Genomic DNA, 12,593 nt, shown 5'->3' on the forward strand with positions numbered 1-12,593 from the left:
CGCCACGACGCCCAAAGCGCCCCTTGCACGAGGCAAAACCCATGCTAGCGTCATCTCCCAGAATTGGTCCATTTTCAGGGAGATGACCTTCATGAACACGCTTAAAACTCTTCTGGGCAGCGTCGCCTTCGCCACCGTCGCGAGCGCCGCTTTTGCCGAAGACCCCGATCTGCTGGTGTTTGACTATTCCGGTTTCGAAGACCCGGCCTTCCACACCAAATATGTTGAGAAGAATGGCGATGTCCCCTCTTTCGCCTTCTTCGGCGAAGAAGACGAGGCGCTGCAAAAACTCGTCTCCGGTTTCAAGGCCGACGTCAGCCACGTCTGTGCCGGCTCCGTGATGAAATGGGAGGAAAGCGGCATTCTGGAGCCGTGGGACACGTCGAAAATCACCGAGTTCGCCAAGCTCGACAGCAATCTCGTCGGCAAGGACGTGGCGGCGACCAGTGCCTATTTCATCCCGACCGATTTCGGCTCCACCGCCATCGCCTACAACACGGAGGAAGTGCCCGCCGAGGATGTCGCTTCGCTCGACGTGTTCAAGAACCCGAAATACGAGGGTCGGCTGACCCTGCCGGACAATGTCGACGATGCCTATGCGCTGGCCTATCTCGCCACCGGCACGACCGACTGGACCAATGCCACAGACGAGCAATTCGAGGCCGCCTCCGCCTGGCTGCGCGAAGTGCACCCCTACCTGCGTACCTACTGGACCGACCCTGCGGAACTGGCGCAGCTCATGGCAACCGGCGAAGTGCTGATCTCCTGGGCCTGGAACGAAACCTATCCGACGCTTGCGGACGAAGGTTTCCCCGTCGGATTTCAGCGCGAGCCGAAAGAGGGCTCTTCGCTCTGGCTCTGTGGCTACGTCAATCTGAAGGACGGCCCCGGTTCTGAAGAAAAAGCCTATGACTATCTTAACGGCTTCCTCGATGCCTCCAACGCCGCCGTGCTGATGGACGCGGGCTATGGCATTTCCAACACCGAAGGCCTCGCCACGTTGGGTCAAGAGGCGCTCGAAGCCGGTGGCCTGGCCCCGATCGACGCCCCGATTCTGGCCCAGTTGCCGATGTCGGTCGAGCTGCGCGAGAAGCAGTCCGAAGAATTCGAGAAGATCAAGGCTGGCTTCTAAGCCCTTCCTTGAAAGCCAAAAAGGAACGCCGCCCCCTTGTGGGCGGCGTTTTTCTTATGCCTGCATTTTGGCTCGACAAGTATGTGCGCACTTAGGAAAATGCCTCATGTACCGTCGTGTGTTTCTTATGCTTTGTCTTGTGTTTGCAGCGGTTGGCTTCGGCTTTTCCCAGCTCTCGCCTGCGCTCAAAGCCACGGTCACGGCGAAGCTGTCAGACCTCATCCCGATCTCCTATGGTTCGGCGACAGAAAGCCGGGACGCGGCCCCCTGGGCCGCCTCCTTGATCGCCGCGGCCCGAGCTCAGATCGGCGTCACGATGCAGTATGACGGGGCCTATGCGCAGATCGCCTATCCCAACGGGGACGTGCCCATGGAGAGCGGTGTCTGCACCGATGTCGTCATTCGGGCGCTGCGTGCCTCCCACGGTCTCGACCTGCAACAAAGCGTTCACGAGGACATGCTGCGCGCCTTTTCCGACTATCCCGCGCTTTGGGGATCGAGCGGCCCGGATTCCAATATCGACCATCGCAGGGTTCCGAACCTGCGCCGCTATTTCGAGCGCCATGGCCAGTCGCTGCCAGTCAGCGATCGAGCCGAGGACTATCTGCCCGGCGATCTGGTCACCTGGCTTTTCGCGCCCGGCAAGCCCCATATCGGCATCGTGTCTGACCAGACGGAGGCCCGGACGGGCGTGCCGCTGATCCTGCACAATGCAGGCGCCGGCACGCGGGAACAGGGCTTTCTCTTCGCCTATCCGATCACCGGACATTATCGCCTTTCTCCCAAACCGACGGGCACTTGAAACCCGGAGCCTCATCGCCTATCTGTGATCTGTCCCTTCGGGGACTATGGACATAAACGCGCTCGTAATAAGCGGATCGGACCCGGGGGCGGTACCCGGCGTCTCCACCAAATACCCCTCTTCGGTTTTCGTTTGGGACCGGCAAGAGATTGGATCATGGGGACGAAATAGGATCGACGGACGTCTAAAGGGGTTTGCTTTGTCTCGGTGAGTTACCACCGTTATCGGTACACCTAAGCTAGTTGCAAACGACAACAAAGCTCCGATGGCTCTCGCAGCGTAAGCTGTGCGAAATATCGAAATCTAAGCCCTTAGGCCTAGCAGCTTAAGGCGGGGTTCGCAGGTACCTGGCAACAGAAACCTGCACTTTCCCCCTCTCACCGCCCGACACGATCCCCGGCACAATCGTTGTTGGACATGTATCCTGCGGCGCGCGAGGTTGAATGCTGCCGCCCTCTTCTTTTGCAATTTGCGAAGACTGACGCAACACCCACACATGTATTTCTCTTTTTCCGGTATTTTCCCCTCGAACAGAAAGGTTTCGTTCAGCTTTTGAGCGCAAAATCGTTCCAGACGTGAAGACCGAAGGAGACCGTCTCATGACCGGCATGGAGCTGCTGGAAGCCTGGTATGACAAGGTATGGGTAAAGGGCGATCTGAGCGCCGTGGCCGATTTCTTCGACACGGAAGCACTTGCCTCCGGGCTGATGAGCGATTTTGCGGCCCAGCTTGAGGACTTCCAAACCCTCGTGCCCGCCGTGCGCCACGCATTGCGCGACATCAGCATCACCTTCGAGGATTCGATGGAAATCGGCGACAAGGTCTGGGCCCGTATGACGCTGCACGCCCGGAAGGCCGAGGACATGATGCCGATTCATATCTCCGGCCAGGTCATGGTGCGGCTCAAGCATGGCAAGATCATTGAGGCACATAACAGCTACGATTTTGTCAGTTATTTCGAACAGATGGGCAATCTTCCGAAAGATTCGGTGGCATTGATGCTGGCCGGGGAAACTTTCTCCTGACCCAGCCCCTGAAACACGGTTTTCCTTGCTTTCATAGAACTTTGCCGGACTGTGAAACGGACGGGCCCGTGGTGCGACTCGGCCATGGCATCGCCCGTTTTCTCTTACAGGTGACCCATGAAATCCACTGACCTGATGCTGACCTCCGCGGTCCTGCTCTTCTCCCTTGCCCAAGCCTCCCTCGCACAGGACGATGCGCCGCTGCCGAAACTCGGCCCCAACGCCATTCCCGTCACCGAAGCGACCGAGTATCTCAGAACCGCCCCCGCGCCGGATTACTGGGCCTTTGCCGAATTCGTGAAACCGCAATTCACCACCTCTGCCTGTGGCGTTGCCTCCGTCACCGCCGCCCTCAACGGGCTTGCGGGGCTTCCGGCCAATGCCGAGGATACGGTGATGACCCAGCCGGATCTGCTCGAGGCCGTGGGCGATGCCCATTGGTCGGAGATTTCCGCCGAGGGCGGCGATGGTGTGATGTTCGACGAGCTTGTGACCTATGCGACCGAGGCCCTGCCCGTCGCCGGTCTCGACAGCTATGCGGTCAGCACGTTTAAACCGACGGACGACAGCGCCGAAAGCCTTGCGACCCTGCGCAACTGGCTGATGCTCAACGAGGAAAGCGCCGAGGATGCGATGCTGGTCTATTTCAACCAGGGCGTGGTGACCGGCGACTGGGACGGGCCGCATGTCTCGGTGATCGGCGCCTATGACGCCGCCAGGGACGCGGTTCTGATCCTCGAAGTGGATCAGGAATGGTACATCCCCTACTGGACCCCGGCGCCGGTGCTTCTGGAGGCGATGCTGAAACCGACTTCGGACGAGCATGGCGTTCTCGAAGGTCAGACCGGCGGTTTTGTTCGTCTGGCCCCCGCAAACTGAGTGACTTGACCGGCCGGGGCGGCTAACAAGGGCGGGACGGACACCAGCCACGAGCGCCCTCCCCATGACGCCCCAGCCACCCCTCTCCGACTTCCTCAAAAGCTTTGCCCGCATCGGCCTCCTGTCCTTCGGCGGGCCTGCGGCACAGATCGCCGTGATGCACCGCGAAATTGTGGAAGACCGGCGCTGGATGGAGGAGGACGGGTTTCTCTCCGCACTCTCGTTTTGCATGATGCTGCCCGGCCCCGAGGCGATGCAGCTTGCGACCTATTGCGGCTGGCGGCTCAAAGGCGTGTCGGGCGGCATTGTCGCGGGGCTGTTTTTCGTCCTGCCCGGTGCGCTGGTGATGCTGGCGCTCGCAGCGCTTTATGCTGCCTACGGCCACCTGCCCGCCTCCGAAGCGCTGTTTCTGGGCGTCAAGGCCACGGTGGTGATTGTCGTGCTGCAAGCACTTGTGCGGCTGTCGCGCAAGGCGCTCGGGACGCCGCTGCGCAAGGTGCTGGCACTGGCCGCTTTCGTGCTGATCGCGGGATTTGCCGTGCCGTTTCCGCTGATCGTGCTCGGCGCGGGCCTCGTCGGGGCGTTGACGACCCGCAGCATGCCCAAGCCCCTGCCCACGCCCAAAACCACCCACCTGCCCCGCACGCTCGCCACATGGGGCGCGCTCTGGGCCGCACCGCTCGCGCTCCTCTGGGCCACAGGTCAGGAGCGTCTGCTCGCCATCGGCCTGTTCTTTTCGAAACTCGCGGTGGTGACCTTCGGCGGAGCCTATGCGGTTTTGGCCTATATGTCGCAAGAGGTGGTCACGGCCAAAGCCTGGCTCGCGCCCGAGGCGATGCTCGACGGGTTGGGACTGGCCGAAACCACCCCCGGCCCGCTGATCCTCGTGACCGAGTTCGTTGGCTATATGGCCGCCACGCCCTTGGGTATTCTTGGTGGTGTGGCGGGCGCGCTCGTGACTCTTTGGGTGACCTTTATCCCCTGTTTTCTCTGGATTTTCGCGGGCGCTCCTTACATCGATTGGATGGCCTCCCGCCCCCGGATCGACACAGCACTGAAGGCCGTGACAGCGGCCGTCGTGGGCGTGATCGCCTCACTGTCATGGTGGTTCGCGCTGCATGTGTTTTTCACTGGGGTCAACGAGACCCGCCTCGACGCGTTGCGACTCACCCTGCCCGATCCGGCCACATTCGAGCCGCTCGCAGCCGTGCTCGCGGGACTCGCAGCGCTTTTGCTCTTCGGCCTGAAACGCTCGCTGATGCTCACCATCGCCCTTGTGGCCTTGGCCGGGCTGGGCCTCGGACTTGGGCTTCCGGCAAGCGTGCGGTGACCCCTTTCCTTGGCTGCAGAATCCCGTATGCTGCAATCAGGATGAGAGAAAGGACCCTAGGATGGCCAAAACCATCGATTACGGCAACCTGATGCATGACGCCATGCGCGGTCTGATCCGCAAGGTGCTGGACGGCGTGGCCCGCGACGGCCTGCCGGGGGAACATCATTTCTTCATCACCTTCGACACCATGCACCCGGATGTGGAACTGGCCGACTGGCTGTCGGACCGCTATCCCGAGGAAATGACCATCGTCATCCAGCATTGGTTCGACAATCTCGAAGTCTCCGAAGACGGGTTTGCGATCACGCTGAACTTCGGCGACAGCCCGGAACCGCTCTACATTCCCTATGACGCGATCCGCACCTTTGTGGACCCTTCCGTCGAATTCGGCCTGCGCTTCGAGACGCAGGAGTACGATGTCGAAGAAATGGACGAGGACGAGATTCCGCATGACGCGGAAGTGACCTCCTTCGAACCGAAGGACGACACCGGCAAAACCGCTGGCCCGAAAGAGGCGGAAATCGTCTCTCTCGACAAGTTTCGCAAATAAACCCGCATCCGCCTTGCCGGGTTTCTGACGCTTTCGAAACATCTCCGTGAATTTTGCGTAACAGCTTCGTGTGGCCTCTTGTTTTGCGCCTAGGCTCCGCGCACCTCTGACACGAGGTGATGCACAGGAGCCCCCCATGCCGCGCGATTTTGCCGTATTTCTCGGAGAGATGATCCGCAACCCCGACGAGGTGCGCGCCATCGCGCCCTCTTCTGCCGCCGCGGCACGTCTCATGACCGCAGGCGTCGAAAAGGTCACCGGCCCGCTGGTCGAAATCGGCCCGGGCACGGGCGTGTTCACCAAAGCGATCCTCGCCCGTGGCGTGGCACCCGAACGGCTGACGCTGCTGGAGCTGAACCCGCGGTTCTGCGACGACCTGCGCGAGAAATTTCCCGGAGTAACCGTGCTCAACCGCTCCGCCGAGGACATCCGTGACATCGGGCTCACGGGCGTCGGCGCGGTGATCTCCGGTGTGCCGGTTCTCGCCCGCCCCGATCTGCAACGTGCCGTCGTCGGTCGCGCTTTCGAGGTCATGGCGCCGGGGGCCTTCTTCACCCAGATCACCTATGCCAACAGCTCGCCAGTGACGCCCGCGATGCAGGCCGAACTAGGCCTCTCGGCGGTGAAACGCGGCACGGTCTGGGCCAATCTGCCGCCCGCGCGGGTATTCGAATATCGCCGCCAGCCGGGTTGAGCGGCGGCGCGTCGGATTTTAGCGCAAACAGGGGCATGTATGCTTCGGTATACATTGCAAGCGCCGAGGCGAGGCTCTATAGCCATGGCAACTGATTGGCAGAGCTAGGGAGATCCCCCGATGACCACCACCCGTACCGAAACCGACAGCTTCGGCCCGCTGGAAGTTCCCTCCGACAAATACTGGGGCGCGCAGACGCAGCGCTCCATCATGAACTTCCCGATTGGCTGGGAAAAGCAACCGGTTCCGATCATCCGCGCTCTGGGCGTGGTGAAGAAAGCCTGTGCGCTTGAGAACATGGCGCAGGGCAAGCTGGCGAAAGAGTTGGGCGACGCCATCGTGGCCGCAGCAGACGAGGTGATCGCGGGCAAGTTCGACGACAACTTCCCGCTCGTCGTCTGGCAGACCGGTTCCGGCACCCAGTCCAACATGAACGCCAACGAGGTGATCTCCAACCGCGCGATCGAAATGCTGGGCGGCGTGATGGGCTCGAAAGATCCGGTGCACCCCAACGATCACTGCAACATGGGTCAGTCCTCGAACGACACCTTCCCGACCGCGATGCATGTCGCCATCGGCATGCAGGCGCGTGACGTGCTGCTGCCGGGTCTCAAGAAACTGGCCGAAGCGCTCGAAGCCAAATCCGAGGCCTTCAAGGACATCATCAAGATCGGCCGCACCCATACCCAGGACGCAACGCCGCTGACGCTCGGTCAGGAGTTCTCCGGCTACGCGCATCAGGTCCGCATGGGCATCAAACGCGTCGAAATGTGCCTGCCCGCGATCTACGAGTTGGCGCAGGGCGGCACCGCCGTCGGCACCGGTCTCAACACGAAAAAAGGCTGGGCGGAAGCCGTCGCGAAAAACATGGCCGAAATCACCGGCCTGCCCTTCGTGACCGCGCCGAACAAATTCGAAGCGCTCGCCGCCCACGACGCCATGGTGATGTTCTCCGGCGCGCTGAAAACCATCGCCGCCTCGCTGTTCAAAGTCGCCAACGACCTGCGTCTTCTGGGCTCCGGCCCGCGCTGCGGTCTGGGCGAACTGATCCTGCCGGAAAACGAGCCGGGCTCCTCGATCATGCCGGGCAAGGTGAACCCGACCCAGGCCGAAGCGCTGACCATGGTCTGTGCCCACGTCATGGGCAACGACGCCGCTGTCGGTTTCGCGGGCTCGCAAGGTCACTTCGAGCTGAACGTCTACAACCCGATGATGTCCTACAACGTGCTGCAATCCATGCAGCTTCTGGGTGACAGCGCCTCCGCCTTCACCGACAACATGGTGGTGGGCATTCAGGCCAACGAACCGCGCATCGAGAAACTCCTGCACGAGTCGCTCATGCTGGTGACCGCTCTCGCGCCGACCATCGGCTATGACAACGCCACGAAAGTTGCGAAGACTGCGCACAAGAACGGCACGACGCTCAAGGAAGAAGCGATCAAGCTGGGCTTTGTCGACGAAGCGACCTTTGACGCCGTGGTCCGCCCGGAGCAGATGATCGGGCCGAAAGACTGAGCCTCTCCGACAATGTGTACAGACGACAAAGGCGACCCTCGGGTCGCCTTTTCTGATGCACGAGATATGAAACTGCTTGCCCTTCGGTCACGACAGGGTAATATCCTACCCCATGAGCACCGTCACCAATCTGAACCAGTTTCGCAAACGGAAAGCCCGCGCCGAGAAACGCGCGCAGGGTGACGAGAATGCCGTGAAATTCGGGCGCACCAAGGCACAGAAGACGCTGGAAGAGGCGCAAAAAGCCAGAATGAACGCAGCATTGGACGCGCATGAGCGCGAGGAGAAGGAATGAGTGGTCGCCCCGTCAAACGTTCGCTGACGCTGCACGGTCACCGCACCTCCGTGTCTCTCGAAGAACCGTTCTGGCGCGCCTTTCGCGGCATCGCCAAAGAGCGTGACATTCCGGTCAATGTGCTGGCCGCCGAAATTGACGAATTGCGCGGCGTAGACAGCGGCTTGGCCTCCGCGATCCGGGTCTATGTGCTCGATTACACTCAGAAAAAAGCCCAACTTGGCGACTGAGACGCCACGGCCAGCCGAAGAGATTTGCGCGCAGGTCCCTGCCCCAGACGTCCGTCCAGAACCGCATCCGGGTCTTTTGCCGCCTGTTTCAACACCGGCAAATGCATCACCGCGTCGATCATCGGCGCGCGGGCAGTTTTGGACAGTTTGCCCAAGTGTTGCGCGCCCCAACGGCCCTGTTCCAAGGCCTCTTTCGCCAGCTCTGACACGGCCTCCGGTCGACCATCCACGAGCGGAATCCGCCCCGCCGATTGCAACCCCGGAATGGCCATCAGATAGCGCGCCAATCCGCCCGCGTAGCCCAGAGCGTTAAGCGCTTTGGTCGCGGTTTCCGGTGCACCAAGCAGACGGGCTGCGAGGTGCATCGGGATGGCGTAGCTGTTGTGCAGATAGGTCCTGAGCGCCGCCGCATCCTCATGCGGGTCGCGGTAAATGTCCCACTGACGCGCGGTGACCGTGGCATCAAGCGCCTGCGCCGAGGCCGTGTCCAGAACCGCAGCCAGTGGCCCCGCCACCTCATGGGCGCGCGGCGCCTTGCCATCGATTTTCTCCTGCAACACATCGCGCCAGAACTGCAACCGCATCTCGGCAATCATCGACTCCTTGGTCACCCAAGGCGCCTTTGCGACCTCTAGACAAAAGGCATGGATTGGAAACAATACCTCGCGTGTCGCCAAAGGCGCGGCCATGGTGGCCCGGAACCGGTCCTCATCGCCCTTTTGAACGATCTCTGCGCAGGCTTGAACCGACATTATTCGGCCCCGAGCGCGGTCGCGCCATCCCGCAGAAGCTTCCAAAGCACCGCATCCAGAAGCGCCTCGAACGACGCGTCTATGATGTTCGAGGACACGCCAACGGTCGACCAGCGACGGCCAAGACTGTCCTCATGGTCGATAATCACACGGGTGCGAGCTTCGGTGCCGCCATTGGTGATACGGACTTTAAAATCAACGAGTTCCATGTCGGTGATCATGTCGGAATAGGGGCCGAGATCTTTCACCAAAGCTTTCGAGAGCGCATTCACAGGCCCGCCATCGCTGCCGTCAGCCATGATGCCTTCGGACACCGACAGGTGACGTTCTCCGCCGATATTGACCACCACCGTGACCTCGGAGAGATGGATTTCACGCCCTTTGGCATCCCGGCGGCGTTCGACCGTGGCGCGGTAGCGCTCGACTTCGAAAAACGCGGGCATGAGGCCCAGCTCGCGGCGGGCTTCAAGCTCGAAAGAGGCCTGCGCGGTGTCGTAGGAATAGCCCTCGCTCTCGCGCTGTTTGATCCGGTCGAGAATGCGGCCAAGATCGGCCCGTTCCGAGACCTCAAGCCCCATATCCGCCAGACGCGAGCGCAGGTTCGACTGCCCCGCCTGATTGGACATCGGCACGATGCGGGCGTTGCCGACGGTCTCGGGCGGGATGTGTTCGTAGGTGGTCGGGTCCTTGAGAATGGCCGAGGCATGCAGCCCCGCCTTATGCGCAAAGGCCGAGGCCCCGACGTAGGGCGCGGAACGCAGCGGCACGCGATTCAGGATGTCGTCGAGCATGCGCGAGGTCTTGACGAGGCTGTGGAGCGCCTCTTCGGTGACGCCGGTGTCGAGCGTCGATTTATAGGGCTCTTTCAACAGGAATGTCGGGATCAGCGTCGTCAAATTGGCATTGCCGCAGCGCTCGCCTAGGCCGTTCAATGTCCCCTGCACCTGCCGCGCGCCGGCGTTGACCGCGGCGAGGCTGTTGGCGACGGCGTTGCCGGTGTCGTCATGGGTGTGGATGCCGAGATGGCTGCCGGGAATGCCCGCCGCGATGACCTTGCCGGTGATCTCATAGACCTCGCCGGGCAAAGCGCCACCGTTGGTGTCGCAGAGCACGATCCAGCGCGCACCCGCCTTGTGCGCGGCCTTACAGCAGGCCAAGGCGTAGTCCGGATTGGCTTTGTAGCCATCAAAGAAATGTTCGGCATCGAACAGTGCTTCGCGGCCGATGGCGACCGTATGCGCGATGGATTTTTCGATGTTCTCGATGTTCTCGTCGAGCGTGATGCCAAGCGCCGTGGTGACGTGGAAATCATGGGTCTTACCGACGAGACAAACGGCGTCCGTCCCCGCGTTCAGCACGCCCGCGAGCACCTCGTCGTTCTCTGCCGAGCGCCCGGCGCGTTTGGTCATGCCGAAGGCAGTGAAACGGGCTTTGGTCTTGGGTGCGTCGGCGAAGAATTCGCTGTCGGTCGGATTGGCGCCGGGCCAGCCGCCTTCGATGTAATCGACGCCCAGATGGTCGAGCGCGTCGGCGATCTGGTGCTTTTCCTCGGTGGAGAATTGCACGCCTTGGGTCTGCTGGCCGTCGCGGAGTGTGGTGTCGTAGAGGTAGAGGTGGTCTTTGGTCATGCACTAAACTCCCTCACGACCTGAGCGAGCCTTTCGATCGCTGCATTTTGCCAATCCGCCACATCCAAAACACTATAAGATGCATCATCAACACTCTCTATGCCGCCATATATCATTCCAAAAGCCGATGAATCTTGCGCGATGCTATTCGCGGCATCAAAGTTTCCGTCGCTTATCGCTTTGTGAACTCTATGAGAGCGTTCCATAATAGCCCTCTCCAAGTTGAAGTAATATACTGATGGCCTGTCTTTAAAGTCTTTGACGACAACACCGTTCAAAGCCAACGCATCGCGGATTCTATCTGACGTTGCGTAGTTTTTATCATCACGAGCCTTTGCTCTTAGCTCAAGAAGAGCATCGACATATTCGTGTTGATCAAGGGGTTCTTCCCCCGGGACAAACCATTCACCCAATTCCGGCGTCAACAATCCGATTAGATGACCGCTCGCCATTAGCGTTTTCGCATCACCGCGCGCAAACGCTCTATGCATGATTGAAATCGCTTTTGGCGTATTCAAGTCATCCGCAAGTGCATTTTCAAAATCGACGTCTGGCGCATGTCGTGGATCATATTTTGCGTTACCGATCATCTCCCGCCATTTGCGAAGAGTCTTCTTCGCCTGCTCCGCCTTCTCCGCCGTCCAGTCCATCGGCTTGCGGTAGTGCGTGCTCAAAAACACAAAGCGGATCACTTCCCCCGGCACACCCGGCATCCCGTCGTGGCCATCCAACAAATCCCGCACAGTAAAAAAATTGCCCAGAGACTTGGACATCTTCTTGCCTTCGACCTGCAACATCTCGTTGTGCAGCCAATAGCGCGCAAATCCCCCCTGCGGATGGGCGCAGCAGCTTTGGGCGATCTCGTTTTCGTGGTGCGGGAACATCAAATCGTTGCCGCCGCCGTGAATATCGAAGGTCTCGCCCAGCAATTCATAGGACATCGCCGAACATTCGATGTGCCACCCCGGACGACCTCTCCCCCACGGACTGTCCCAGCCCGGAAGATCGTCGGAGGACGGTTTCCACAGCACGAAATCCATCGGGTTGCGTTTGTAAGGCGCCACTTCGACCCGCGCACCCGCGATCATATCGTCGATGGAGCGGCCAGACAGCTTGCCGTAATCCTTGTAGCTCTCGACCGCAAACAGCACATGCCCCTCCGCCTCATAGGCGTGGCCACTCGCGATCAGCCCTTCGATCATCGAAATCATTGCACCGATGAACTCGGTCGCGCGCGGCATCTGGTCGGGATCGAGCGCGCCGACAGAGCGCATATCGTCGAGATACCACTGGGTGGTCTCGTCGGTGATCTCTTTGATGGTCCGGCCGGTGTCCTGCGCCTTTTTGTTAATCTTATCATCTACATCCGTGAAGTTGCGAACGTAGGTGACATGCTCCGTCCCGTACACATGGCGCAGCAGGCGGTACAGAACATCGAACACAATCACGGGCCGCGCGTTGCCGATATGGGCGCGGTCGTAAACCGTCGGCCCACAGACATACATCCGCACATTGTTCGGGTCGATCGGCTCGAAAATCTCTTTCCTGCGCGTTTTCGAATTGGTGAGCTTGATGGTCATAAGCTAGTCCCTCAGGGTGTCCCCCGCGGGCTTATCAGCTTCCATTTCAGGTGAAAAGAGACCGGACCCGCGCGACGATGTCAGCGGATAATGCAGCAGCCAATAATGATGGTGGCACGGTTGGTCATGCGTTTCTTGTAGCGCGGGTTTTCCGCCTTGCAAAGCCCTCATGTGAGGG

Annotated in this window: 13 protein-coding genes and 1 other RNA gene; 11 read left to right on the top strand and 3 right to left on the bottom strand. The window is 60.5% G+C overall.

What is annotated here, in order from left to right:
- Positions 1 to 91 precede the first annotated feature (91 nt).
- The 11 genes from NH195_RS14220 to NH195_RS14270 all read left to right on the top strand — a co-directional run bounded on the left by NH195_RS14220 (position 92) and on the right by NH195_RS14270 (position 8,455).
- Positions 92 to 1,132 (top strand): extracellular solute-binding protein, encoded by a 1,041-nt coding sequence (locus NH195_RS14220; RefSeq protein ID WP_066708320.1) that lies wholly within the window; start codon positions 92 to 94, stop codon positions 1,130 to 1,132.
- A gap of 106 nt (positions 1,133 to 1,238) precedes the next feature.
- Positions 1,239 to 1,934 carry a DUF1287 domain-containing protein gene (locus NH195_RS14225; protein ID WP_202906510.1) on the top strand — a complete coding sequence of 232 codons (696 nt, stop codon included), beginning with the start codon at positions 1,239 to 1,241 and terminating at the stop codon, positions 1,932 to 1,934.
- Positions 1,927 to 2,302, top strand: a transfer-messenger RNA (tmRNA) gene (ssrA, locus tag NH195_RS14230). The genes NH195_RS14225 and ssrA overlap by 8 nt, the downstream gene beginning before the upstream one ends.
- A 231-nt stretch (positions 2,303 to 2,533) precedes the next feature.
- Positions 2,534 to 2,959: an ester cyclase gene (locus tag NH195_RS14235; protein ID WP_066708220.1), complete on the top strand. Its 426-nt coding sequence runs from the start codon at positions 2,534 to 2,536 to the stop codon at positions 2,957 to 2,959.
- Between the two features lie 117 nt (positions 2,960 to 3,076).
- Positions 3,077 to 3,838 (top strand): phytochelatin synthase family protein, encoded by a 762-nt coding sequence (locus NH195_RS14240; RefSeq protein WP_066708223.1) that lies wholly within the window; start codon positions 3,077 to 3,079, stop codon positions 3,836 to 3,838.
- A gap of 64 nt (positions 3,839 to 3,902) precedes the next feature.
- Positions 3,903 to 5,168: a chromate efflux transporter gene (chrA, locus tag NH195_RS14245; protein ID WP_066708225.1), complete on the top strand. Its 1,266-nt coding sequence runs from the start codon at positions 3,903 to 3,905 to the stop codon at positions 5,166 to 5,168.
- Between the two features lie 61 nt (positions 5,169 to 5,229).
- Positions 5,230 to 5,721: an SspB family protein gene (locus tag NH195_RS14250; RefSeq protein ID WP_066708227.1), complete on the top strand. Its 492-nt coding sequence runs from the start codon at positions 5,230 to 5,232 to the stop codon at positions 5,719 to 5,721.
- Between the two features lie 136 nt (positions 5,722 to 5,857).
- Positions 5,858 to 6,415 carry a class I SAM-dependent methyltransferase gene (locus NH195_RS14255; RefSeq protein WP_066708229.1) on the top strand — a complete coding sequence of 186 codons (558 nt, stop codon included), beginning with the start codon at positions 5,858 to 5,860 and terminating at the stop codon, positions 6,413 to 6,415.
- A 120-nt stretch (positions 6,416 to 6,535) separates the two neighbouring features.
- Positions 6,536 to 7,930 carry a class II fumarate hydratase gene (gene fumC / locus NH195_RS14260; protein ID WP_066708231.1) on the top strand — a complete coding sequence of 465 codons (1,395 nt, stop codon included), beginning with the start codon at positions 6,536 to 6,538 and terminating at the stop codon, positions 7,928 to 7,930.
- 112 nt (positions 7,931 to 8,042) lie between these two features.
- On the top strand, positions 8,043 to 8,225 hold the full coding sequence (locus tag NH195_RS14265) for a DUF4169 family protein (protein WP_066708233.1): 183 nt from the start codon (positions 8,043 to 8,045) through the stop codon (positions 8,223 to 8,225).
- Positions 8,222 to 8,455 (top strand): ribbon-helix-helix domain-containing protein, encoded by a 234-nt coding sequence (locus NH195_RS14270; protein WP_066708235.1) that lies wholly within the window; start codon positions 8,222 to 8,224, stop codon positions 8,453 to 8,455. Before NH195_RS14265 ends, NH195_RS14270 begins: the two co-directional genes overlap by 4 nt.
- Here the strand turns inward: NH195_RS14270 and NH195_RS14275 are convergent.
- The 3 genes from NH195_RS14275 to cysS are packed head-to-tail and all read right to left on the bottom strand — an operon-like array spanning position 8,428 to position 12,415.
- A complete protein-coding gene (locus tag NH195_RS14275; RefSeq protein WP_066708237.1) occupies positions 8,428 to 9,207 on the bottom strand; it encodes a squalene/phytoene synthase family protein in 780 nt (259 codons plus the stop codon). The two genes, NH195_RS14270 and NH195_RS14275, sit on opposite strands and share 28 nt — an antisense overlap.
- The gene (gene cimA, locus NH195_RS14280) at positions 9,207 to 10,835 is read right to left on the bottom strand and encodes a citramalate synthase (protein ID WP_066708239.1); all 1,629 of its coding nucleotides are present in this window, start codon (positions 10,833 to 10,835) and stop codon (positions 9,207 to 9,209) included. Before cimA ends, NH195_RS14275 begins: the two co-directional genes overlap by 1 nt.
- A complete protein-coding gene (gene cysS, locus NH195_RS14285; protein WP_081423943.1) occupies positions 10,832 to 12,415 on the bottom strand; it encodes a cysteine--tRNA ligase in 1,584 nt (527 codons plus the stop codon). The genes cimA and cysS overlap by 4 nt, the downstream gene beginning before the upstream one ends.
- Positions 12,416 to 12,593 lie beyond the last annotated feature (178 nt).

Origin of the sequence: Celeribacter ethanolicus, from assembly GCF_001550095.1 — a bacterium.
Taxonomy (GTDB): Bacteria; Pseudomonadota; Alphaproteobacteria; order Rhodobacterales; family Rhodobacteraceae; genus Celeribacter; species Celeribacter ethanolicus.